Consider the following 23,827-nt stretch of genomic DNA (forward strand, 5'->3'; position numbering starts at 1 on the left):
TGTGAGCGGGATATTTGATGAATCCGAACTATCGCAACCTCGCGCTGTGGGCGATCATCGCAGTATTGCTGATCGCCCTGTTCAACCTCTTCCAGACCAGCCCGCAGGCGCGGGGCGGCACGACCGAGGTGGCCTATTCGGATTTCCTGAAAGATCTGTCGTCCGGACGCATCAAGACGGTCACCATCGTCGGCGACCGCATCTCCGGCACCTATTCCGATAACTCCAACGGCTTCCAGACCTATTCGCCCGGCGACGCGACGCTGGTGTCGCGGCTGGAGGAAAAGGGCGTGACGATCTCCGCGCGGCCTGAGACCGAGGGTTCCGGCGGCATCCTCAATATGCTGATCGGCTGGCTGCCGATGATCCTTATCCTCGGCGTGTGGATCTTCTTCATGCGCCAGATGCAGTCCGGCTCGGGCCGGGCCATGGGTTTCGGCAAGTCGAAGGCCAAGCTGCTGACGGAAGCGCACGGCCGCATCACCTTCGCCGACGTTGCCGGCGTCGACGAGGCCAAGCAGGATCTGGAAGAAATCGTCGAATTCCTGCGTGATCCGCAGAAGTTCCAGCGCCTGGGCGGCAAGATCCCGCGCGGCGTGCTGCTTGTCGGCCCTCCCGGCACGGGCAAGACGTTGCTGGCGCGCTCCGTCGCCGGCGAGGCCAACGTGCCGTTCTTCACCATTTCCGGCTCGGACTTCGTCGAGATGTTCGTTGGCGTCGGCGCAAGCCGTGTGCGCGACATGTTCGACCAGGCCAAGAAGAACGCGCCCTGCATCATCTTCATCGACGAGATCGACGCGGTCGGCCGCCATCGCGGCGCCGGCCTGGGCGGCGGCAATGACGAGCGCGAGCAGACGCTGAACCAGTTGCTGGTCGAGATGGACGGCTTCGAATCCAACGAATCGATCATCCTGATCGCCGCCACCAACCGTCCCGACGTGCTCGATCCGGCGCTGCTGCGCCCCGGCCGCTTCGACCGCCAGGTCGTGGTGCCCAACCCCGACATCAACGGCCGCGAGAAGATCCTCAAGGTGCATGTGCGCAACGTGCCGCTTGCGCCGAATGTCGACCTCAAGGTCGTGGCCCGTGGAACGCCCGGCTTCTCCGGCGCCGACCTGATGAACCTCGTCAACGAGGCTGCGCTGATGGCGGCGCGCCGCAACAAGCGGCTCGTCACCATGCAGGAGTTCGAGGACGCCAAGGACAAGGTGATGATGGGCGCCGAGCGCCGCTCGACCGCCATGACCCAGGCCGAGAAGGAACTGACTGCCTATCACGAGGCCGGCCATGCGATCCTGGCGCTCAACGTGCCGTCGGCCGACCCGCTGCACAAGGCCACCATCATCCCGCGTGGCCGCGCGCTGGGCATGGTGATGCAGTTGCCCGAGGGCGACCGCTATTCGATGAGCTACAAATACATGGTGTCGCGGCTTGCCATCATGATGGGCGGCCGCGTCGCGGAGGAATTCAAGTTCGGCAAGGACAACATCACGTCGGGCGCTTCCTCCGACATCGAGCAGGCCACCAAGCTGGCGCGCGCCATGGTCACCCGGTGGGGCTTTTCCGACAAGCTCGGCCAGGTAGCCTATGGGGACAACCAGGAAGAGGTGTTCCTCGGCCATTCGGTGGCGCGCACCCAGAACGTCTCGGAAGAGACCGCCCAGATCATCGACGCCGAGGTGCGCCGGCTGATCGACGAGGCCTACTCCTTCGCCAAGCAGGTGCTGACCAAGAAGAAGAAGGAATGGATCGCCATCGCAGAGGGCCTGCTCGAATACGAGACGCTGTCTGGTGACGAGATCAAGCAACTGATCGCCGGCAAGAAGCCGTCGCGCGATCTCGGCGACGACACGCCGCCGAGCCGCGGATCAGCCGTGCCGAAGGCCGGCGCCTCCGGCGGCCGCCGCAAGAAGGGCGGCGAGCCCGAGAGCGGCATGGAGCCCCAGCCGCAGGGGTGAGGAACGGTCGGCCGAAGGCCGATCAATCGACAACGATTTGTCGATTGAAGTGACGAACGCCCGGAGCCATAGCGGAGGGCAAGACCGGTTCGCGTAGCGAGTTCGCCGTGCCTGGGCACGGCGAAAGGTTTTGAACGCCCGGGAGTTTCCGAAGGCAGCGAGAACCGGGCAGGCCGAGCGGTCCAGCGGAGCCGGACGTCATCGTCATGTGGATTGATGCCGGCGGTCCGGAACGTCAGCCGCCAGCGCTCTGGATTCTCTTCGCGGCCTCACCCTTGCGAGTCGATGAGCTTTTTTGCCTCTCGCCTGCCGAGCGCGATCCAACTATCCGCACTCCGACGGTGCGCCTCCAACATTCGCACATTGTCCAACAAAAAGCCGGCAGCGCCATCCGCGCCGCCGGCAAAAGGCTCGAAACTCGCTGACGGTCAGGAGTTGGTGGCCGCCTTCAGCCTGGCGTTGCACAGGCTGTAATAGCCGCCGCCCTTCTGGATCCAGCGCACACCGCCAAGCGTATCGGCGTCCTTGTTGGCGTAATATTGTTCGAGGCAGGTGTGCATGCGCGCCTTGCCGGGATTCTCGCTCGAGAATTTACGCGAGATCGCGGTCGGGAATTTCATGCCGCGCGGCGCCCTCGCGGTCGGCGTTTCGGGCTCGCTGGTGTAGTTGGCCTCGTCGATGCTCGGGACGGTGTCGTCGTCGGCCGCATTCGCACCGCAGGACGATTTTCTGAAATCGTTCCATTTCATGCCGTTCAGCGTTCCGCCAGCCTTGGCCTGCTGGTACTTGGCGCTGCATTCGGCCATCGTCAGTCCCTTGCCCTCCGAGGCTGCCGCCTTCCTGGACTTTTCGGCCTTGGCCGGAGCGGCAGCAGTGGCGCTTGCTCCGGGACCGCATTCGGCCTTGCGGAAGTCGTTCCACTTCATGCTGCCGAGTGTGCCCGCCTCCTTGGCTGCATTATACTTCGCGCTGCATTCGGCCATGGTGAGGCCCTTGGCGGTTTCGTCTTCGGTTTCGGACGAGGCTGCCGCCTTCCTGGATTTTTCGGGCTTGGCCGGAGCTACTGCAGTCGCGCTCGCTCCGGGACCGCATTCGGCCTTGCGGAAATCATTCCACTTGGCGCCGCCGAGCGTGCCAGCCTCCTTGGCGGCGTTGTATTTGGCGCTGCATTCGGCCATGGTCAGGCCCTTGGCCGTTTCATCCTTGTTCTCGGCCGCGGGTTCCGGTTCTGCGGTTGCGCTGGCGTCACTGCCGCATTCGGCCTTGCGAAAATCGTTCCATTTCATGCCGCCAAGCGTTCCGGCTTCCTTGGCGGCGTTATACTTGGCGCTGCACTCGGCCATGGTCAGCGCGCTCGCCGGGGCAGCCATAAAAAGTGATGCCAGGACGGCGAGGCAGGAAAGGGTGGCAAGTCGAGTGATGAGCATAGGGCACCTCCTGCTACCGCTCACAAGAACTACGGCCGTAACCATAGCGTGCAACAAAGCGTCCGGCCAGTGGATTGCGCGGTGCCCCGCGGGCTAAAGCGGCGTGCGGGGAGTAGGGGATGCCATTTCACGCCGCTTGCCACGGGCATGCCATATTGTGCTAAGATCAATTGCTTCCTCATGAGGGGGACGGCATTGGGCAACATCGCTATCCTATGGGAACGGACAGGCATGCCTTGCGATCGCCGCCAAGCGGAGGGTCGGGTGTCAGCATCCTCGTGTCATCAAAAGATTAAATAAAAACAGTTTATTGGTTCGTTCCAGACTTAGGTCTGAGGCCGAATCGAACTTTCAGTTGGGGCAAGGCGGCGTCAAGCTGCCGTCGTGCAATCGCGGATCATTGAGCGAAGTCAAAACCCAGATCAGAAATGACTTCTAAGGATTCGTAACAGATACTCACACTTTGTGATGCCGGCCGGCCGCGTGAATTGTGGCAAGGCGGGCCTCATCGAGTTTGTTTGGGGACCACCTGAATGACAAGAAAGTATTTTGGAACGGACGGTATCCGTGGACGGGCCAACAAATATCCCATGACCGCCGAGGTTGCGATGAAGGTCGGCATGGCGGCCGGCCTCTCCTTCCAGCGCGGCAAGCACCGGCATCGCGTCGTGCTCGGCAAGGATACGCGGCTCTCGGGCTACATGATCGAAAACGCCATGGTCGCGGGTTTCTGCGCGGCCGGCATGGACGTCTTCCTGCTCGGCCCCATCCCGACCCCCGCCGTCGCCATGCTGGCGCGGTCGCTGCGCGCCGACATCGGCGTGATGATCTCGGCCTCACACAACCCCTACTACGACAACGGCATAAAGCTGTTCGGGCCTGACGGCTACAAGCTGTCGGACGAGATCGAGATGCGTATCGAGAGCCTGCTCGACAGCGACGTCGACATCGCGCTGGCCGATGCCGACGGGCTCGGCCGGGCCAAGCGCGTCGACGGCGTGCACGACCGCTATATCGAATTCGCCAAGCGTACCCTGCCGCGCTCCATGTCGCTCGCCGGCCTGCGCATCGTCATCGATTGCGCGCATGGCGCCGGCTACAAGGTGGCGCCCGCCGCGCTCTGGGAACTCGGCGCAGAGGTCTTCACCATCAACAACGAGCCGAACGGCTTCAACATCAACCAGGATTGCGGCTCGACCCATCCGGCGAGCCTTGCCAAGAAGGTGCACGAGGTGCGGGCCGATATCGGCATCGCGCTCGACGGCGACGCCGACCGCATGATCATTGTCGATGAGAACGGCACGGTCGTCGACGGCGACCAGATCATCGCACTGATCGCCGAGGCCTGGCAGCAGAACGGTCGCCTCGCCGGCGGCGGGGTTGTGACCACGATCATGTCCAATCTCGGTCTCGAGCGCTTCCTGTCAGACCGGGATCTTCAGCTCTTCCGCACCCAGGTCGGCGACCGCTACGTGGTCGAGCACATGCGCGCGCACGGCTTCAATGTCGGCGGCGAGCAGTCCGGCCACATCATCCTGTCCGACTTCTCCACCACCGGCGACGGGCTGGTCTCGGCGCTGCAGGTGCTCGCCTGCATCAAGCGCTCGAACAAGCCGGTGAGCGAGCTGTGCCGAAAATTCGAGCCGGTGCCGCAGCTCCTCAAGAATGTCCGTATCTCCGGGGGCAAGCCGCTCGAATCCGCCACGGTGAAGGCCGCAATCGAGGACGCCCGCAACCGCCTCGGCAAGGCCGGCCGGCTGGTGATCCGCCCCTCCGGAACCGAGCCGCTGATCCGCGTGATGGCCGAGGGCGACGACCGCAGCCTGGTCGAGGCGGTCGTGGACGATCTGGTCGGCGTGATCTCCGAACTGCGCTCCGCCGCCTGACGACGCGCTTCCCGCAAGCGCCGCCGCGGCGCTTGCGACCGTCTTTGGCGGGGCGGGGATTCTCCCCGGGCACAGGCGTCGGCATCGCACCGGTGCTTCTCAGCTCGCGGTGCACTGTTTTTCCGACTGCGCCCGGCGGCCGGAGGTGACCTAGCCGTAGCGCCTTCCCGGTCCCACCGGGGGCGATCCGCGAACCCCTGTCCGGTGCGGTTTCCGCGTCGGCGGATGGAGCGGCGCTGCAGGCAACGATCGAATCAGCCCTTTCGCGCGCCCGGGAGCCGCTTGCGGACGCTTTTTCCGATCACCGATCATGGTTAAGCAACAGGGTTAAGCGCACTTTAACCTTTACCATTCATCATCCACGTGAGTTCAACCTCTTTCGGGCGAGTGCCTGGTCCCGAGGAACGTGGGGTACTGAAATGTTCAGACTGGGAATTGCGGGCCTCGCGGCCGTGCTTGCAAGCAGCGCCGCCGTGCCGGCGCTGGCGGCGGACTATGCCGAGCCGCCGGTTGTGGTCGAGGCGCCGGTCGAGCCGGTCTACGATGCGCCGGATATCGGCGGCTGGTACATCCGCGGCGACATCGACTATCACTGGATGGATTTCCGCGGCGCCGAATACACACTTTATGGCGAGCCTCTCGGCCAGACCGGCAGTCTCGACGGCGACCTCAAGGGCGCCATGTCGCTCGGCGCCGGTATCGGTTACCAGATCAACGACTATTTCCGCGTCGACCTGACCGGCGACTATTTCTTCGAGTCGGATTTCGACGGCAGCACGAGCGGCATCTGCGGCGGCGTGCTCTGCACCTCTTCCGACAGTTCTTCGGTCGAAGCCTTCCTGCTGCTGGCCAACGCCTATGTCGACCTCGGAACCTATTACGGCTTCACGCCGTATGTGGGCGCCGGTATTGGCGGTGCCTATGTCAAATGGGACACGCTGAAGAACACCGACGACAATGGAAGTTTTGAACATGAGGGCGACGGCGACTGGCGCTTCGCCTACGCGGCGATGGCCGGTGTCTCCTATTGCGTGACCGACCGCACCAAGCTGGACGTCGGCTACCGCTACTCGCACATCGACGGCGGCAAGATGTTCGGCTTTGCGGAGGGTGCCGGCCCCGGCTACGACGACGGTTTCAACACGCACGAAGTGCGGGCCGGCCTGCGCTACCAGTTCAGCGGCCGCACTGGCTGCGAAGCTCCCGTTCCGGTCGCCTACGAACCGGCGCCGGTCTACAAGCAGTAATCAAAAGTCCACTTTCATAGATCCGAACCGCCTGGCCCGTGCCGGGCGGTTTTGCTTTGTGCCCTTTTGATCTGGGGTTTTAACAAACGTCGTAAACCATCAGTTAGCCTTAACGTCCATTTAACCGTTATAGTTAACAATGCTTCTCGATCGCGATGGATGAACTGTCCGAGTCGTTGTCGCACGAGGAGGTCCCTGCCCATGATTGCTGCCAGACGCGCCGCGCTGCTGCTCGCGGCCACCCTGCTGCCCTCGGTGTCCGCGCTCGCCGCGGATTACGATCCGCCGGTGATCGTGGAGGCGGCGGAGGAATACGTTCCCGTCGAAGTGGGCTCGGGCTGGTATCTGCGCGGCGACATCGGCTACATCGTTTCGCAGGACACCGGACGATACACATACAGCGTCTCCGATGGGGTGAACTCCGGCAGCTCTTCCTTCGACAGCGCCTCGCTGGACAATGATTTCACCTTCGGCGCCGGTGTCGGCTACAGCTTCAACGAATGGTTCCGTGCCGAGGCGACGGTCGACGGTTTCCGCTCCGACTTTTCCGGCAGCACCAGCGCCGCGGTGCCATGTTCAGGCGATCCGGCGCTCGCCGGCACCGGCTGCCGTTCCAAGGATGGCACGGACATGTCCGCCATCAGCGTCATGGCCAACGGCTATGTCGACCTCGGCACCTATGTCGGCATTACGCCTTATCTCGGCGCCGGCCTCGGCTTCAGCTATGTCAGTTGGTCGGACCTCGGCTCTGACTACTTCTGCGTGGACGGCGCCGCGGCCTGCCCCAGCCCGGCCTTTGTCGGCAGCAGCAGCATGGGCGGCGAAAGCGACTGGCGCTTCACCTATGCGTTCATGGCCGGCGCGGCCTACGATCTCACCAAGGAGCTCAAGGTCGACATCGGCTACAGGTACAAGCACATCGACGGCGGCGACATGTTCGCCTGGTCCAGCGATGGGCTCAGCATCAAGGGCAAGGACAGCGACCTTCAGCAGCACGAGATTCGCGTCGGCCTGCGCTACGAGCTCTGGTAAGCCGGCAAACCAGTTTCCGACATCCTAGTGTCGTGATTTCGAAGTTCGCTTCATTGTTGATATCAGCCACTTAGGCGAACTTCGAAATCAAAACGACACTAGAATCAATTAGTTGCTAGTGTCCCTCAGATTCCGAAATTCATTCTGAGTGTGATATCAAATGCGGCGAATTTCGGAATCAGGACACTAGCGCGGCGGGCCTTTGCCCGCCGCTTGCGTTTTGGTCTGCCGCTGCGTCATCCTGTTCCGGATACGACGAAAACTTTGCCCTTGACGGCACAGGACCGACCGAATATCCCCGCCAGCGGGCCACCCCTCCCCAACGAGGGGCTTTCTATCTGGAAGGATAGCCATATGACGACGACCGTCTCCAAGCCCGGACTCCGTCCGGCAAACCCCGATTTTTCATCCGGTCCCTGCGCGAAACGTCCCGGCTGGTCGGTCGAGGCGCTGAAGAACGCGGCGCTCGGCCGCTCCCACCGCGCCAAGATCGGCAAGACCAAGCTAGAGCAGGCAATCGCGCTGACGCGCGAGGTGCTGCAGGTTCCAGCCGACTACCGCATCGGCATCGTGCCGGCCTCCGACACCGGCGCCGTCGAGATGGCGATGTGGTCGCTGCTCGGGGCGCGCGGCGTCGACATGCTTGCCTGGGAAAGTTTTGGCGCCGGCTGGGTGACCGATGTCGCCAAGCAGCTCAAGCTCAAGGACGCGCGGATCTTCGAGGCGCCCTACGGCGCGCTGCCCGACCTCCAGAAAGTCGATTTCGACCGCGACGTAGTGTTCACCTGGAACGGCACAACCTCGGGCGTGCGCGTCGCCGACGCCGATTTCATCCCGGCCGCGCGCGGCGGCCTGACCATCTGCGACGCCACTTCCGCCGCCTTCGCGCAGCGGCTGGACTTTTCCAAACTCGATGTCGTGACATTCTCCTGGCAAAAAGTCCTGGGCGGCGAGGGCGCGCATGGCATGCTCATCCTGTCGCCGCGCGCTGTCGAGCGGCTGGAGACCTACAAGCCCGACTGGCCGTTGCCGAAGATCTTCCGCCTGACCTCGGGCGGCAAGCTGATCGAAGGCATTTTCAAGGGCGAGACGATCAACACGCCGTCCATGCTCTGTGTCGAGGATTATCTGGACGCGCTGGAATGGGCGAAGTCGGTCGGCGGTCTCGACGGGCTGGTCGCCCGCGCCGAAGCCAACGCCGCCGTGCTGGCCGACTGGGTGGCGCAGAACCCGGCGGTGGATTTCCTCGCCGAGGTTCCCGAGACGCGGTCCAACACCTCGGTCTGCCTGCGCTTCGTCGACCCGGTGGTCGCTGGTCTCGACGATGCCGGCCAGCAGGCTTTTGTGAAGGCATTCACGGCCGCACTTGAGGCGGAGAAGGTGGCCTATGATATCGCCAGCTACCGCGACGCCCCGCCCGGTCTGCGCATCTGGTGCGGCGCGACCGTCGAGACCGACGATGTGCGCAAGCTGATGCCCTGGCTCGACTGGGCCTTCGCGCAGCAGAAGGCAGCGCTGAAGGCCGCGGCATAGCCGCCAGCCACCCTCCCCTGGAGGGGGAGGGTCGACGCGAAGCGTCGGGGTGGGGTGCGATCCTCATCCCTTTCAGATTAGTTCACCCCACCCCGGACCTACGGTCCGACCCTCCCCCTCCAGGGGAGGGTGGCAAAAGGAAGCTGCCATGCCCCGCGTTCTCGTTTCCGACAAACTCTCCACCACTGCCGTGCAGATCTTCAAGGATCGCGGCGTCGAGGTCGACTACCTGCCCGATCTCGGCAAGGACAAGGACAAACTGCTCGAAGTGATCGGCCAGTATGACGGCCTCGCCATCCGCTCGGCCACAAAAGTCACGGAAAAGCTGATCGCCGCCGCGACCAATCTGAAGGTCATCGGCCGCGCCGGCATCGGCGTCGACAATGTCGACATCCCCGCCGCCTCGCGCCGCGGCATCATCGTCATGAACACGCCATTCGGCAATTCGATCACCACCGCCGAGCACGCCGTGGCCATGATGTTCGCGCTGGCCCGCCAGATCCCGGAAGCCAATGCCTCCACCCATGCGGGAAAATGGGAAAAGAACCGCTTCATGGGGGTCGAGATCACCGGCAAGACGCTGGGCGTCATCGGCTGCGGCAATATCGGCTCGATCGTGGCGACGCGCGGCGTCGGCCTGAGGATGCATGTGGTTGCCTACGACCCGTTCCTGTCGGAGAGCCGCGCCACCGAGCTCGGCGTCGAGAAGGTCGAGCTGGACGAGTTGTTCCGCCGCGCCGACTTCATCACGCTGCACACGCCGCTGACCGACAAGACACGCAACATCATCGACGCGGCGGCCATCGCCAAGATGAAGAACGGCGTGCGCATCATCAATTGCGCGCGTGGCGGGCTGATCGTCGAGGCCGACCTGATCGCCGCGCTGAACAGCGGCAAGGTGGCGGGTGCCGGCATCGACGTGTTCGAGACCGAGCCGGCGACCGAGCACCCGCTGTTTGGCATGGAGAACGTGGTGACGACACCGCATCTCGGCGCATCGACCAGCGAGGCGCAGGAGAACGTCGCCCTGCAGGTGGCCGAGCAGATGTCCGACTACCTGATCAAGGGCGCGGTCTCCAACGCCATCAACATGCCGTCGATCACGGCGGAGGAGGCGCCGCGGCTGAAACCCTTCATCAAGCTGGCGGAGGTGCTCGGCGCCTTTGTCGGCCAGGTGACAGAGGAGCCGATCAAGGAGGTGGAGCTGCTGTTCGACGGCTCCACCGCCGCCATGAACACGCGCGCCCTGATCAGCGCCGCACTCGCCGGCCTGATCCGGCCGCAGGTGGCCGACGTCAACATGGTGTCGGCGCCGGTCATGGTGAAGGAGCGCGGCATCGTCTTGTCCGAGGTCAAGCGCGACAAGTCCGGCGTCTTCGACGGCTACATCAAGCTGACGGTGACCACCGAGAAGCAGACGCGCTCGATCGCCGGCACCTGCTTTTCCGACCACAAGCCGCGCTTCATCCAGATCAAGGGCATCAATCTCGACGCCGAAGTGGGACAGCACATGCTCTACACGACCAACCCCGACGCGCCGGGCATCATCGGCCTGCTCGGCACCATCTGCGGCAAGAACAACGTCAACATCGCCAACTTCCAGCTCGGCCGCAACCGGCCGGGCGGCGACGCCATCGCGCTGCTCTATCTCGATGCGCCGTTCCCGGAGGACGTGCTGGCCGAGTTGCGCGCCAACCCGAAGATCGTCTCGGCCAAGCCGCTGAAGTTCGACGTGGCGGCCGCCTGACTGATCGTCGGGTCGGCCGCCAGCCGGCTCAGCTTTTCACGGTCGAGGCCGCATAGATCTCGTCGATCGATTTCTTGAGCGCGGCCTGGAACTCGGCGTCGCTCATCGAATGCCTGAGATCCTCGGCGAGCGCCCGCGAAAAACTGGCGATCATGCCGTGGTTTTCGGCCAGCCGCCTGCAGGCGTCGGCGCGGCTGTAGCCACCCGAAAGCGCCACCACGCGGGCGACGCGCGGATGCTCGACCAGCGGCGCGTAAAAATCCGGCTGGTCGGGGATCGTCAGCTTGAGCATGACTTTCCGGTCCTGTGGCAGGGCGTCGAGCCGGCCAAGAATCTCGCCGCGCAGGATGGCCTCCGCGCCCGGTTTGTCCGGGCTCTTGATCGAGACTTCCGGCTCGATGATCGGCACCAGCCCGTGCGCGGCGATCTGCGCGGCGACGTCGAACTGCTGCGCCACGACAGCGGCGATGCCGCCCTTCGACGGCAGGTTGATGACCGAGCGCATCTTGGTGCCGAACACGCCGAGTTTCACCGCGCGTTCCAGCAGCGGGTCCAGCGTCGGCATCGGCTTCATCAGGCTGACGCCGTCGCTATCGGCCTCCAGCCCCTTGTCCACCTTGAGGAACGGGATGATGCGCCGGTCCTCCCACAGGTAGGTCGGCACCGGCTTGTCGCCGGCCGTGCCGTCCATGGTACGCTCGAACAGGATGGCGCCGAGAATCTTGTCGCCGGTGAAGGCCGGCGCGGACATGATGCGCACCCGCATCTCGTGCACCAGCCTGAACATCTCCGCCTCGCCGCTATAGGCGGTCTCGGGAATGCCGTAGAGTTTCAGCGCGCCGGGCGTCGATCCGCCGCTCTGGTCGAGCGCCGCGATGAAGCCGGGGCTTTGCGAAATCCGCGCCATCATTTCGGTATTGCTCATGCCGTTCTCCCTTTTGTCGTGAGGGACGCTGGACGCGTGTCCTCTTCGCCTGCCTGTCGATCAAGTTTGGCACGGAGTTTGAAAGCATCGCAATCGGCATGTCGCAACGCGACGGGCAGGCTGCGGCCGCGCATCCTGCCCGGCGACCGCGTCGCCCCGATAGCCGGTGGTCCATAAACATCGGAGCAGGAGAAAATTCCGCGAAAAATCCTGGTCTCCACGGCGATTCTGCTGATATCCGTGGTCGCGCTCGCGAGACCTTGCGGCTATAGAAGCCCGTTGCCCGGGTTCCGGGCTGTCTGCATTTGAGGATATGACATGGCCAACGTTGTGGTCGTCGGCTCGCAGTGGGGCGACGAGGGAAAAGGCAAGATCGTCGACTGGCTGGCCGACCGCGCCGATGTGGTCGTGCGTTTCCATGGCGGCCACAATGCCGGCCACACGCTGGTCATCGACGGCGTCAGCTACAAGCTCGCCTTGCTTCCCTCCGGGCTGGTGCAGGGCAAGCTTTCGGTCATCGGCAACGGCGTCGTCGTCGACCCGCACCATTTCGTCATGGAGTTGGAGAAGCTGCGCGCACAGGGAGTGACCATCACCCCGGAGGTGCTGCGCGTCGCCGACAACGCGCCGCTGATCCTGTCGCTGCACCGTGAGCTTGACGGCTTTCGCGAGGACGCAAACGCCGGCCTGAAGATCGGCACGACGCGGCGCGGCATCGGTCCTGCCTATGAGGACAAGGTCGGCCGCCGCTCGATCCGGCTGATCGACCTGGCCGAGCCCGACACGCTGATGCCCAAGATCGAGCGGCTGCTCACCCATCACAACGCGTTGCGCCGCGGGCTGGGGCTGGTCGAGGTCGACGCGAATGCCATCCATCACGAACTGACCTCGATCGCCGACAAAATCCTGCCCTTCATGGACCAGGTCTGGCGCGTGCTCGACGAGAAGCGCCGCGCCGGCGCACGCATCCTGTTCGAGGGCGCGCAGGGCGCGCTGCTCGACAACGACCACGGCACCTATCCCTTCGTCACCTCGTCGAACACGGTGGCGGGGCAGGCCGCGGCTGGCTCCGGTCTCGGCCCGACGGCGATCGGCTACGTGCTCGGCATCACCAAGGCCTACACCACCCGCGTCGGCGAAGGGCCTTTCCCCTGCGAACTCGACGACGAGGTCGGACGCCACCTGGCGACGGTCGGCCGCGAGGTCGGCGTCAACACCGGTCGGCCGCGCCGCTGCGGCTGGTTCGACGCGGTGCTGGTGCGCCAGACGGTCAAGACCTCGGGCATAACCGGCATCGCGCTGACCAAGCTGGACGTGCTCGACGGCCTGAAGGAGATCAAGGTCTGCGTCGGCTACGAGCTGGACGGGCAGAGAATCGACTACCTTCCTGCCTCAATGCGGGCACAAGCTGCGGTTAAGCCGATCTACGAAACCCTCGAAGGGTGGTCGCAAACGACGGCCGGGGCGAGGAGCTGGGCAGAATTGCCGGCCCAGGCGGTGAAATATGTGCGATACATCGAGGAACTGATCGGGGCGCCCGTCGCGCTCCTCTCCACCAGCCCGGAACGGGACGACACGATACTTGTGACGGATCCGTTTCAGGACTAGTTTTGGCCACCCCCTAACCGACGCTCATCGAGACGCCCGCACAAACCGGGATCACAGGTCGACACCAGAATGGCAGATTTCGTAGCGGTCCTGAAGAAGACCCTGGAAGGTTTGAGCGACACCACGCCCGCCATGCGCGAGAAGGTGTACGAGAAGGCGCGCATCACGATCGCCGGAAAGCTCGCCGCGATGAACCCGCCTTTGCCGGAGGGCGTCGTCGTCAAGCAGAAGCAGGCGCTTGAGGAAGCGATCGTCCAGGTCGAGAAGGAATATCGCAAGCCGGCCGACCCGCTGAGCGAGCTGGAAAGCGTCTTTGCGTCGCTGAAAAATCCCGACCCGAAGATCGTGCTGCGGGACACCGCGGCGAAGCCGCCCGCGGCCGAAAGGGCGCAGCCGGCGCCTGCCGCGCCGAAGCCGGCATCCGCGCCGGCCGCCGTTCCTGCGGCGGCGAAAACGGTCGCGCCAAGCCCCGCTGCGCCTAAATCGCAGGCAGCTCCGCCGGCTCCGGCAAAATCCTCGACGCCGCAAGCCAAGGCAGAACCGGCGTCGCCGGCGGTCAAGGCGGCCTCGCCGGCAGCCAAGGCGGTGGTCATTCCGCCTCCTCCGTCCCCGGACGAATCCGCTCCCGCCGACGCCTTCGTCGAGGACGAAGTGGTGGAGGATGACGGCGGACCGCCGTTCCTGCCGGGGCGGGATGACGGCGAGACGATCGTCGGCGACGAAGAGCCCGAGCGCCGCAGGGGCTATGGCCGGCTGATCGCCGCCGGCGTCGTGCTGGCTATCCTCGCGGGCGGTGGCTACGCGGCATGGGCGAACAGGGACAAGGTGGAGCAAATGCTGGCGGGCCTCGGCCTGCCGGGGCTGGGCCAGTCGCCCGGCGCGCCGGAAGCGACGCCGGCCGCCGAACCCGCGCCCGACGTCGCGGCGGTGCAGCCGCCCGCTGAGCCGGAGCCCGCCCAGCCGGCGCCGGAAGCGGCGGCTCCCGAGCCGCCTGTCGAGGAGGGCCCGCAGAAATTCACCCAGCGGCTCAATGCGGACGGCACAGAGACTGATGCCGGCCCGGCAAATGCGCCGGCAGCAATCGGCGAAGGCACGTCGATCGCCGCCGTCACCCAGCCGTCAATGCCGTCGGCCGAACCCGCCGCGCCGGCTCCCGCCGATCAGCCGCCCGCGGCGACGCCCGGCACGCCGACCGAAAATCCCGCCGAGACCGCACAGGCGCCCGGCGAGCCGCCGCCGGCCGATGCGCCGCAAGCGCCGGCGGCCGCGGGCGAAACCCCGGCTGCACCGGCGGATGCTCCCGCCACCGGGCCGACGGATACTCCCGGCCAGCCCCCCGAGACCGCGGCCGCGCCAACGGACGCCCCTGCGCAGCCAACGCCTCCCGAGGCTGCAGCCGCACAGCCGCCTGCGACGGAGACGCCGCCGGCAACACCCACGACGCCCGAGCCGGGCACGCCGCCGGCTACGGCCGAAACGCCCGCCGCCGAACCGGCCGCGCCGGCCCAGCCTGCGCAGACCGCACAAGGCGAGCCGGGGGTTGCCGTCGGGCAACGCGCGATCTTCTACGAGGAGCGCACCAACGTCGCCGACGCCTCAGCGGAGCCGGGCTCGATCGTCTGGTCGATGGTGCAGGAATCGCCGGGCGGCGACCTGCCGCCCGAACCGGCGATCCGCGCCGAGGCGACCATTCCCGGCAAGGACGTCCAGTTGCGCATGACCATCCGCCGCAACGCCGACCAGACGCTCCCGGCCAGCCACATCATCGAGATGATCTTCCTCACCCCGCAGGGGTTCGAGGGCGGCGGCATCGACAATGTGCTGCGCGTCTCGCTCAAGGGGTCCGAGCAGGAGGCCGGCAGTCCGCTGCTCGGCATTCCCGCGAAGATCGCCGACGGCTTCTTCCTGATCGCGCTCAATGACACCAAGCCGGAGGTCGAGGCGAATACGCGGCTGCTGCGTGCCCAGTCGTGGATCGACGTGCCGATTCAGTACAAATCCGGCCGGCGCGCCCTGTTTACGATGGAAAAGGGCATTCCCGGTACAAAAGTGTTCGACGAAGCGCTGAAGGCTTGGCAGGCGGCGAGCAGCGGCTGACGGCTGGGGTCGAGGCCGCGGGTCAAAATCCCTGGAACAGCATCTCCAGCGCCCCGGCGATGTCGTCGCCGTGGCGGGCGAAGTTGGTTATCGGTTCCGGCAGGCGCGACGCCGGGATCGTCGCGATCAGATGCGTGAACATCACATATTGCCTGCCGTCGATGATGAAGGCGGGGTTGAGCCGGCGTATGGCCTTGACCGACACCGAGGCCGGCAGCAGGGGCGCCACCACCCGCGTGTTCAGGTCGCTCAGCAGGTCGGCCTGGAGTTCGAGCAGGAAACCGTCGCCCGACGGGCTGGGAAACACGTCGTACTTCGCCATCAGGCCTGGCCCGGCTCGTGCAGCGGCAGGGATTGCTTTTCGGCGTAGTCGTTTAGGCTCTGGATGATGTCGCGGTTCTCGATCTTCCAGAGCCGCGCCTTTTCCTCGCCCACGGCTCCGGCGACGCTCTCCTCGGCGACGCGCGAGATGTTGATGTCGAGATTCTTGGCCTCGGCGACGAGACGGGCGTCGAGGGACAGATTTGCCGGTTTTCGCACTACGGAACGGGCCCCGGCGCGCATTACGCATCCCCAATCGCGCATAGTCTATGCGCACGGACTCTGGCGTTGCAGCCGGTCGGAGGCAAATCTGGCGGGTTACCCCTCCATTTCCTCACGCAGCATTTCGAGCTCCAGCCACTCGTCCTCTAGCGTTTTCAACGTCTCGCGCTCCTTGTCCAGCGCGGCGATGGTCTTCTGGAAGCCGCCGGGGTCGCGCGTGTAGAAGGCCGGATCGGCAATGCGGTCCTCCAGTGCCGAGATCGACGCCGTCACTGCCTCGATCTTCTTGGGCAAGGTTTCCAACGCGAATTTCTGCTTGAAGGAGAGTTTTTGCGCCGGCGCCTTGGCGGCGGGTGCAGGCGCGGCGTCGGCCTTCGGCGCGGGAGTGGCCGTCTTCGCTTCCTTCCGGCGGTCCGTCAGTTTGGTGCCGCCGCGCTGCGCCAGCATGTCGGAATAGCCGCCGGCATATTCGACCCAGCGGCCTCCGCTATCCGGGGCGATCACGCTGGTGACGGTGCGGTCGAGGAAGTCGCGGTCATGGCTGACCAGCAGCACCGTGCCCGCATACCCCGCCACAAGCTCCTGGAGCAGGTCCAGCGTCTCCATGTCGAGATCGTTGGTCGGTTCGTCGAGCACCAGAACGTTGGATGGCCTCGCCAGCACGCGCGCCAGGATCAGCCGCGCCCGCTCGCCGCCCGAAAGCTCGCGGATGGGCGTGCGCGCCTGCTCGGGCTTGAACAAGAAATCCTTCATGTAGGAGACGACGTGCCGCTGCTCGCCATTGACCACGAGGTTTTCGCCGCGCCCGTCGGTGAGGAAATGCGAAAGCGTCTCCTCGGGATCGACCGCCCGCTTCTGGTCGAGCGTGGCGATCTCAAGGTTGACGCCGAGCCGTACCGAGCCGGTGTCGGGCTCCAGTTCGCCGGTCAGCATCTTGAGCAGCGTCGTCTTGCCCGCGCCGTTAGGGCCGACCAGGCCGATCCGCGCCCCACGCGCGATGCGGGTCGAGAAGTTGTCGACCACGACGAGTTCGCCGTAGCGCTTGCCGATAGCCTTTGCCTCGATGACCAGCTTTCCCGACTCCGAGGCGTCGGTCGCCGCCAGCGTCGCAAGGCCTTCCGGCCCGCGATGGCCGCGCAGTCTTACGCGCATATCCTGCAGCTCGCCCAGGCGGCGCATGTTGCGCTTGCGCCGGGCGGTGACCCCATAGCGCAGCCAGTGCTCCTCGCGCACGATCTGGCGGGCCAGCTTGTGCTGGTCGCGTTCTTCTTCCTCCAGCACCGTGTCGCGCCAGGACTCGAAATGTCCAAACCCCTTGTCCAGCCGGCGGGTCTGGCCGCGATCCAGCCAGACCGTGGCGCGGCTGACGCGTTCGAGGAAGCGCCTGTCGTGGGAGATCACGATGACGGCCGAACTAGACCGGTTGATCTCCTCCTCCAGCCACTCGATGGTTTCGAGGTCGAGATGGTTGGTCGGCTCGTCGAGCAGCACGATGTCGGGCTGAGGGGCGAGCACCCGCGCCAGCGCTGCCCGCCGCGCCTCGCCGCCCGACAGCGCCTCCGGCTTCTCCTCGCCGCTCAGGCCGAGGTTTTCCAGCAGATAGGTCGCGCGATAGGGATCGTCGGCCGGGCCGAGGCCAGCCTCGACATAGGCCCTGACGCTGGCGAAACCGTCCATGTCGGGGATCTGCGGCAGGTAGCGCACCGTCGCCGAAGGCTGGCGGAACACCTCGCCGTCCTGCGGCTCGATCATGCCGGCGGCGATCTTCAAAAGCGTCGACTTGCCAGAGCCGTTGCGGCCGACCAGCGCGATGCGGTCGCCGGCCGAGGCTGACAGCGCCGCGCCGTCGAGCAGCGGCGCGCCGCCGAAGGTCAGCCGGATGCCGTCGAGGGCAAGCAGCGGGGGAGCCATGGCGGTTCCTTCTAGTCCTGTGCGGTCTGAGTGACTGCCGGATGCACGATCAGCATCGCGCGGCCGTCTTCGAGGGTGATTTCCAGCGGCCCGTCCGTCTCGTTGGAAATGGTCCACGACGAGCCGAAAGGCACGGTTACATCGTGCAGGGGCCACTTTGCGCCGGTCACCGTCAAGCCCGTCAGTTCGGAAAACGCGATGACGCTGAACAAGGTATTGTTCGGAAAGGAAAATCGGGACTTCTCGCGGAGCGGGAACCCCTCCTGCCGGCCGCTCGTCAGCGCGACCGGAATTCCCTTTTCCATCAAGCGGATAGCGAGCGTCAGGTGCAGGAATTCATGGTCGCTGCGCGGTCCCCCGAAGGCACCCACCAGCAGCAGCGAGGTGGCGCCGCGCTCAAGCGCGATGTCGGCGGCAAGCTCGCCGTCGGTCTTGTCCTTCTCCCGCGGAAACCCTTGCCTTTCAACGGCTTGCAAGCGCTCCGGCAAGTCTTCCGGCTCCGAATCGAAATCGCCCACCCACAGCTCCGGCACCACGCCGAGCGCTTCCGCGTGCTTCATTCCGGCATCCGCCGCGATGGTTCTCGTGCCCTTTGCCTGGCGCAAAACGGCCGGCGTGGGGAACAGGTCGCCGCCAAGGAGGATGGTGAAAAGGCTCATGCGCAAGCGCTCTATCACGCGCGCGTCTGAAAACGGAAGCCGACAAAGCCGCTTGCGCGCGACTTCGAGCGGGCCTAATGTCCGCGCCGCTCTAACGGGGTGCCGGCTGCACGATCTTGCGGACCGGCTGAGAGGCGAGACGCCAACCCGCTGAACCTGATCCGGCTCGTACCGGCGGAGGGATTAGAAGCGATCGGAACATCCGGCGCCCAATTCCCTTCAATTCGAATGATGGAGGCGCCGATGCGCAAGATTGTTACGATATTGTTCCCCGCTCTGCTCGCTTTCGGCGTCTCGCCGGCCGTCGCGCAGGAAAAAACCCTGACCGTCTACACCTATGAAAGCTTCACCTCCGAGTGGGGCCCCGGCCCGCAGGTGGAGAAGGCGTTCGAAGCCGAATGCGGCTGCGACCTCAAATTCGTCGGCGTGGCGGACGGCGTCGCGCTGCTCAACCGCGTGAAGCTGGAGGGCGCCGGCACCAAGGCCGACATCGTGCTCGGTCTCGACACCAACCTGACCGCCGAAGCCAAGGCCAGCGGCCTGTTCGCACCCTCGGGCGTCGACACGTCCGCCGTCCATGTGCCGGGCGGCTGGATCGACGACACATTCGTGCCTTTCGACTACGGCTATTTTGCCGTGATCTACGATTCGGAAAAGCTGCCCGATCCGCCGAAGAGCCTGCACGAACTGGTGGACGGCGACTCGGCCCAAAAAATCGTCATCCAGGATCCGCGCACCGCGACGCCGGGTCTGGGGCTGCTGCTGTGGGTGCGCTCGGTTTATGGCGACGAAGCGCCGGCCGCCTGGGCAAAGCTCCGGAAGCGCGTGCTGACGGTAACGCCCGGCTGGAGCGAGGCCTACGGCCTGTTCACCAAGGGCGAAGCGCCGATGGTGCTGTCCTACACGACGTCGCCGGCCTACCACATCATCGCCGAAGGCACTCAGAAGTATAAGGCCGCGCCGTTCTCCGAAGGCCACTATCTGCAGGTGGAAGTCGCCGGCATGACGACGGTTGGTGCCGCAAACCCGCTGGCGAAACAGTTTCTTGCCTTCATGACCGGGCCGAAATTCCAGGACGTCATCCCCGAAACCAACTGGATGTTCCCGGCCGGAAAGACCGACAAGCCGCTCAATGCCGCCTTCGACACGCTGGTAAAGCCGGAAAAGACGCTGATCTACAATTCCGAAGAGGTCGAGAAGAACCGCAAGGCTTGGGTCGACGAGTGGCTCTCGGCGATGAGCGAGTAAGCTTACGGGCGTATTGAGATGGCCGACCGCCGCGTTCTCGCGGGCATCGCTGCGCTAGCCTGCCTCGGCCTGCTGATCGGCGGAGCTTTCCTTGGCCTCGTACTGGAAGGCGCCGGCGATTGGTCCGGCGCGTTGGCCGCCTCGGACGCCTACCTGCTGCGTGTGAGCCTGTTCACGCTGTGGCAAGCGGCGCTCTCCACGCTGTTGTCGGTCGCGCCGGCGATGCTTGTCGCCCGCGCCTTGTCCCGTCATCCCTCGTTCCTCGGACGTGCATTGATCCTGCGTCTGTTCGCATTGCCGCTGGCGCTGCCGGCAATCGTCGCCGCGCTCGGACTTCTCGAGTTGTTCGGCCGCGCCGGCTATCTCGCCGGTGTTCTCGGCTGGCTTGCGGGTGGCGACTGGCCCGGCATCTACGGCCTGTCCGGCATTCTCGTCGCGCATGTGTTCTTCAATCTGCCACTGGCGACACGCCTGTTCCTCGAAGCGCTGGACACCGTGAGCGCCGACCAGTGGCGGTTGGCGAGCCAACTCGGCATGCGTGCCGCGCCATCTTTCCGCTTCATCGAGTGGCCGGTGCTGCGTGCGTCACTTCCTGGTGTCGCCGGCCTGGTCTTCATGCTCTGCATCACCTCTTTCACGCTGGTGCTGATGCTGGGTGGTGGCCCGCGCGCCACGACGCTGGAGGTCGCCATCTACCAGTCGCTGCGCTTCGATTTCGACCCGGCGCGCGCCGTGATGCTGACCGTGTTGCAGATCGGGCTCACCGTCGCGGCCGTGTACGCGCTGTCGCGCCTGGGGGCCAACATGACCGGCGACGCCAATCTCAGCGTGGCGTCGCCACGCCCGCCGGCGGCGGGTCCTGGTGAGACGGCCTTCAACGCCATCCTGCTCGGCGCGGCGCTGCTGTTTGTCGCAGGACCACTGGCCGCGACGGTCGCCTCCGGCTTGCAGGCCGATCTGGCGCGCCTTGCCTCCGAGGCAACCGTGCGGAAGGCGACGGCGACGAGCCTCGTGCTGGCGCTGGCGGCGTCCGTGTTGGCGGTGGCGCTCGCCTGGTCGCTGGTGGCGGCGCGCCGTGCGCTGGCGGCGTCCAGGCGCTCCGGCTCGCTGCTGGAGCGGGCGATGGACACCGGCGCCGGCTTCGTGCTCGTGGTGCCGCCGATCGTCATCGGGGCGGGCTGGTTCATGCTGGTGCGGCGCTATGCCGACGTTTTCGCCATCGCGCCGGCAATGGTCGTCACGGTCAATGCGGCGATGGCGATGCCGTTTGCGGTGCGCGCCATCCGGCCCGCCTATGACGCCGCCGCCGACCGTCACGACAGGCTCTGCGCCGCGCTCGGCATTACCGGCTGGACGCGGCTGACGCTGATCGACTGGCCGGTGCTGAAACGCGCGCTGGCGACGGCTGGCGCCTTCGCCATGGCTCTGTCGCTGGGCGATCTCGGCGTTGTTGCGCTGTTCGGCAGCGATTCCGTGCAGACCTTGCCCTATCTGCTGCTCGCGCGCATGGGCAGCTACCGCACCGCCGACGCCGCCGGCGTAGCGCTGCTGCTCGGACTGCTCTGCCTTGCCTTGATGATGGTGGCCGACCGGTTCGGCCGTGGAACCGTGCGATGAACGAAACGCTATCCGGCATCGCTCTTGAGGACGTGCGGTTTCGCTATCCCGACATGGAGATGCACTTCGACATAGCCATTCCGCCGAATGCGATCACCGCCGTCATGGGGCCGAGCGGTTCGGGAAAGTCGACGCTGCTCGATTTCATCGCCGGTTTTCGCGCGCCGGAAAGCGGGCGCGTCCTGATCGGCGGCGCGGACGTCACCGGATTGCCGCCGGACCGCCGGCCGGTGTCGATGGTGTTCCAGGAAAACAACCTGTTCGCTCATCTCGACGTAGCGAAAAACGTCGGGCTGGGGCGATCGCCATCGCTCAAACTGTCCGCCGCCGACCACGAGGCGGTGGCGGATGCTCTGAGACGAACCGGCTTGACCGGGAAGGAAAGACGGCTGCCGCGCGAGCTTTCCGGCGGCGAACGCCAGCGCGTCGCGATCGCGCGTGTCCTGGTCCGCAACAGGCCGGTCCTGCTGATGGACGAACCCTTCGCGGCGCTCGGACCGGCCCTGCGCGAGGACATGATGGAACTCATCGCCACGCTTCAGGCCGAGCGCGAGCTGACCGTCGTGCTGGTTACGCACCATCCGGAGGACGCCCGCCGCGTCGCCAGCCACATCGCCTTCGTCGAGAACGGCACGGTCGCGGCGTCTGGCCCGGCCGCCGATTTTTTTGCACCCGATGGACCCGAGGCGTTCAGGCGCTATGTCGGAGAAGCGGTTTCTGCTGGCGATTTGCCGAGATTCGCCCGGAAGCCGACATAATTGCGAGGCAGACGGGGTCACGGCCACATTTTGCGCACGTCGCGGCTGGACCATAATGGCGTGTACGCGCGACGCCTGAAAGGCGATACACTCGGGCCAACGAATCGAAAGGAAGCGACCCTGCCGGACGTCCTGAACAGACGCGACAATTCGTGCTGGTTTGTGGGTGCGAATGCCCGGCATCTGGCGGCGCTGGCTCTGGCGGTCTTCCTGGCCGGCTGCGAGAGCTTTCCGTCGAGCGTCGCGGAATCGAACTTCCAGCCATCCGACAAGCCGATCACCGTCGACACCGTTACCCGCAACGACCGGATGGCCGCGCTGGCGCGGGCCCAGCATCCGCGCATCCTCGCCACCTATGGCGGCGAATATTCCGATCCGAAGCTGGAACGCATGGTCGCCAAGGTGGTCGGCAGCCTGACCACGGTCTCGGACAATCCGACCCAGAGCTACCGCATCACCATCCTCAACTCGCCAAACGTCAACGCCTTCGCGCTGCCGGGCGGTTATCTCTACGTGACGCGCGGCCTTCTGGCGCTCGCCAACGATTCGGCGGAACTTGCGGCCGTCATCGCTCACGAGATGGGCCACGTCACCGCCAATCACGGGCTGGCGCGCCAGCAGAAAGAGGCGGAGGAAGTGCTTGCCAACAAGGTGGTGAGCGACGTGCTCGGGGAGACGCCGGTCGCCAAGGTGGCGCTGATCAAAGGCAAGCTCAGGCTGGCGCAGTTCTCGCGCAACCAGGAGCTTGAGGCGGACGCCATCGGCATCAAGACCAGCGGGCTCGCCGGCTACGACCCCTATGCGGCCGCGCGTTTCCTGCAGTCGATGGCCGACTACAGCAATTTCCGCTCCATCAGCGGCGCGACCGACCCCAGCCTCGACTTCCTCGCCAGCCACCCGAACGCGCCGCAGCGCATCGAACTGGCGCGTGCGCATGCCCGCCAGTTTGGACAGCCAGGCACCGGCGCGACAGACCGCACCTCCTTCCTGGCCGGCATAGACGGACTGCTCTACGGCGACACGCCGGAAGAAGGTTATGTGCGCGGCAACACCTTCCTTCATCCCGGACTGGGGATTTCCTTCTCCGTGCCGTCGAACTTCGTGATCGACAACAGCGCAGCCGCGGTGACCGCAACCGGGCCGGGCGACATGGCGATCCGTTTCGATGGCGTGTCGCTCGACCGCAAGGTTTCGCTGGCGGATTATATAAGTTCGGGCTGGGTGACCGGGCTCGACCCATCCAGCGTTCGCAGCGAAAAGATCAACGGCAACGAGGCGGCGATCGCCAGCGCGCGCGCCGAAGGCTGGCAGTTCGACATCACGGTGATCCGCGTCGGCGCCCAGGTCTATCGCCTGCTGACGGCCGCGCCGGTGGCCAATACGACCATGAATGTGGTGGCGCGGCAGGTCGGATCCAGTTTCCGGGCGCTCAGCGCCGGCGAGAAGGCGGCGCTGAGGCCGCTGCACGTGAAGGTGATCGCGGTGAAGCCCGGCGACACGGTCGGCACGCTGTCGGCCAAGATGGAAGGTGTCGACCGCAAGCTCGACCTCTTCCGCGTGCTCAATGCGCTGTCGCCGGTTGCCTCGGTTTCGGCCGGCGACAAGGTCAAGATCATCACCGACAAGTAGGG

The 23,827-nt window shown here is 65.5% G+C and carries 18 protein-coding genes and 1 riboswitch; of the genes, 12 read left to right on the forward strand and 6 right to left on the reverse strand.

Features of this window, described 5'->3' with window-relative positions; translation table 11 throughout:
- Window positions 1-17: 17 nt before the first annotated feature.
- On the forward strand, window positions 18-1,958 hold the full coding sequence (ftsH, locus tag RB623_RS23455; RefSeq protein WP_308059445.1) for an ATP-dependent zinc metalloprotease FtsH: 1,941 nt from the start codon (window positions 18-20) through the stop codon (window positions 1,956-1,958).
- Between the two features lie 428 nt (window positions 1,959-2,386).
- Here ftsH and RB623_RS23460 read toward each other — a convergent pair whose 3' ends face one another.
- Entirely contained in the window at window positions 2,387-3,385 is a 999-nt protein-coding gene (locus RB623_RS23460; protein WP_308059446.1) for a hypothetical protein, read from the reverse strand.
- Window positions 3,386-3,918: 533 nt separating this feature from the next.
- On the opposite strand from RB623_RS23460, the gene glmM reads away from it, so the two are divergent.
- The 5 genes from glmM to serA all read left to right on the forward strand — a co-directional run bounded on the left by glmM (window position 3,919) and on the right by serA (window position 10,830).
- Window positions 3,919-5,271: a phosphoglucosamine mutase gene (glmM, locus tag RB623_RS23465; protein ID WP_308059448.1), complete on the forward strand. Its 1,353-nt coding sequence runs from the start codon at window positions 3,919-3,921 to the stop codon at window positions 5,269-5,271.
- Window positions 5,272-5,690: 419 nt separating this feature from the next.
- On the forward strand, window positions 5,691-6,518 hold the full coding sequence (locus RB623_RS23470) for a porin family protein (RefSeq protein ID WP_308059449.1): 828 nt from the start codon (window positions 5,691-5,693) through the stop codon (window positions 6,516-6,518).
- A gap of 201 nt (window positions 6,519-6,719) precedes the next feature.
- Window positions 6,720-7,550: a porin family protein gene (locus tag RB623_RS23475; protein WP_308059450.1), complete on the forward strand. Its 831-nt coding sequence runs from the start codon at window positions 6,720-6,722 to the stop codon at window positions 7,548-7,550.
- A gap of 354 nt (window positions 7,551-7,904) precedes the next feature.
- A complete protein-coding gene (locus RB623_RS23480) occupies window positions 7,905-9,083 on the forward strand; it encodes a phosphoserine transaminase (RefSeq protein WP_308059451.1) in 1,179 nt (392 codons plus the stop codon).
- 148 nt (window positions 9,084-9,231) lie between these two features.
- Window positions 9,232-10,830, forward strand: a complete 1,599-nt coding sequence (gene serA / locus RB623_RS23485) for a phosphoglycerate dehydrogenase (RefSeq protein ID WP_308059452.1) — start codon at window positions 9,232-9,234, stop codon at window positions 10,828-10,830.
- Window positions 10,831-10,858: 28 nt separating this feature from the next.
- Here serA and RB623_RS23490 read toward each other — a convergent pair whose 3' ends face one another.
- On the reverse strand, window positions 10,859-11,755 hold the full coding sequence (locus RB623_RS23490) for a fructose bisphosphate aldolase (RefSeq protein WP_308059453.1): 897 nt from the start codon (window positions 11,753-11,755) through the stop codon (window positions 10,859-10,861).
- Between the two features lie 318 nt (window positions 11,756-12,073).
- Between RB623_RS23490 and RB623_RS23495 the strand changes: the two genes are divergently transcribed.
- Both RB623_RS23495 and RB623_RS23500 read left to right on the forward strand, forming a co-directional pair.
- The gene (locus tag RB623_RS23495; protein ID WP_308059454.1) at window positions 12,074-13,363 is read left to right on the forward strand and encodes an adenylosuccinate synthase; all 1,290 of its coding nucleotides are present in this window, start codon (window positions 12,074-12,076) and stop codon (window positions 13,361-13,363) included.
- Between the two features lie 69 nt (window positions 13,364-13,432).
- The gene (locus tag RB623_RS23500) at window positions 13,433-15,460 is read left to right on the forward strand and encodes a hypothetical protein (RefSeq protein ID WP_308059455.1); all 2,028 of its coding nucleotides are present in this window, start codon (window positions 13,433-13,435) and stop codon (window positions 15,458-15,460) included.
- Between the two features lie 22 nt (window positions 15,461-15,482).
- Here RB623_RS23500 and RB623_RS23505 read toward each other — a convergent pair whose 3' ends face one another.
- The 4 genes from RB623_RS23505 to RB623_RS23520 form a co-directional block, all read right to left on the reverse strand.
- Window positions 15,483-15,782 (reverse strand): CcdB family protein, encoded by a 300-nt coding sequence (locus RB623_RS23505; protein ID WP_308059457.1) that lies wholly within the window; start codon window positions 15,780-15,782, stop codon window positions 15,483-15,485.
- Entirely contained in the window at window positions 15,782-16,024 is a 243-nt protein-coding gene (locus tag RB623_RS23510; RefSeq protein ID WP_308059458.1) for a type II toxin-antitoxin system CcdA family antitoxin, read from the reverse strand. Before RB623_RS23510 ends, RB623_RS23505 begins: the two co-directional genes overlap by 1 nt.
- Window positions 16,025-16,099: 75 nt before the next feature.
- Complete coding sequence (locus tag RB623_RS23515) at window positions 16,100-17,914, reverse strand: ABC-F family ATP-binding cassette domain-containing protein (RefSeq protein ID WP_308059460.1); 1,815 nt, start codon at window positions 17,912-17,914, stop codon at window positions 16,100-16,102.
- Window positions 17,915-17,925: 11 nt separating this feature from the next.
- Complete coding sequence (locus tag RB623_RS23520) at window positions 17,926-18,573, reverse strand: thiamine diphosphokinase (RefSeq protein ID WP_308059461.1); 648 nt, start codon at window positions 18,571-18,573, stop codon at window positions 17,926-17,928.
- Between the two features lie 85 nt (window positions 18,574-18,658).
- Window positions 18,659-18,773: riboswitch (TPP riboswitch) on the forward strand.
- 43 nt (window positions 18,774-18,816) lie between these two features.
- Here RB623_RS23520 and thiB point away from each other — a divergent pair.
- The 4 genes from thiB to RB623_RS23540 all read left to right on the forward strand — a co-directional run bounded on the left by thiB (window position 18,817) and on the right by RB623_RS23540 (window position 23,825).
- Window positions 18,817-19,821 (forward strand): thiamine ABC transporter substrate binding subunit, encoded by a 1,005-nt coding sequence (gene thiB, locus RB623_RS23525; RefSeq protein ID WP_308059462.1) that lies wholly within the window; start codon window positions 18,817-18,819, stop codon window positions 19,819-19,821.
- Window positions 19,822-19,839: 18 nt separating this feature from the next.
- Window positions 19,840-21,438 (forward strand): thiamine/thiamine pyrophosphate ABC transporter permease, encoded by a 1,599-nt coding sequence (gene thiP / locus RB623_RS23530; protein WP_308059464.1) that lies wholly within the window; start codon window positions 19,840-19,842, stop codon window positions 21,436-21,438.
- Complete coding sequence (gene thiQ / locus RB623_RS23535; protein ID WP_308059465.1) at window positions 21,435-22,196, forward strand: thiamine ABC transporter ATP-binding protein; 762 nt, start codon at window positions 21,435-21,437, stop codon at window positions 22,194-22,196. Before thiP ends, thiQ begins: the two co-directional genes overlap by 4 nt.
- Before the next feature lie 162 nt (window positions 22,197-22,358).
- Window positions 22,359-23,825 (forward strand): M48 family metalloprotease, encoded by a 1,467-nt coding sequence (locus RB623_RS23540; RefSeq protein ID WP_308059466.1) that lies wholly within the window; start codon window positions 22,359-22,361, stop codon window positions 23,823-23,825.
- Window positions 23,826-23,827 lie beyond the last annotated feature (2 nt).

The sequence above is a fragment of the Mesorhizobium sp. LHD-90 genome (genome assembly GCF_030929505.1).
Lineage (GTDB): Bacteria > Pseudomonadota > Alphaproteobacteria > Rhizobiales > Rhizobiaceae > Kumtagia.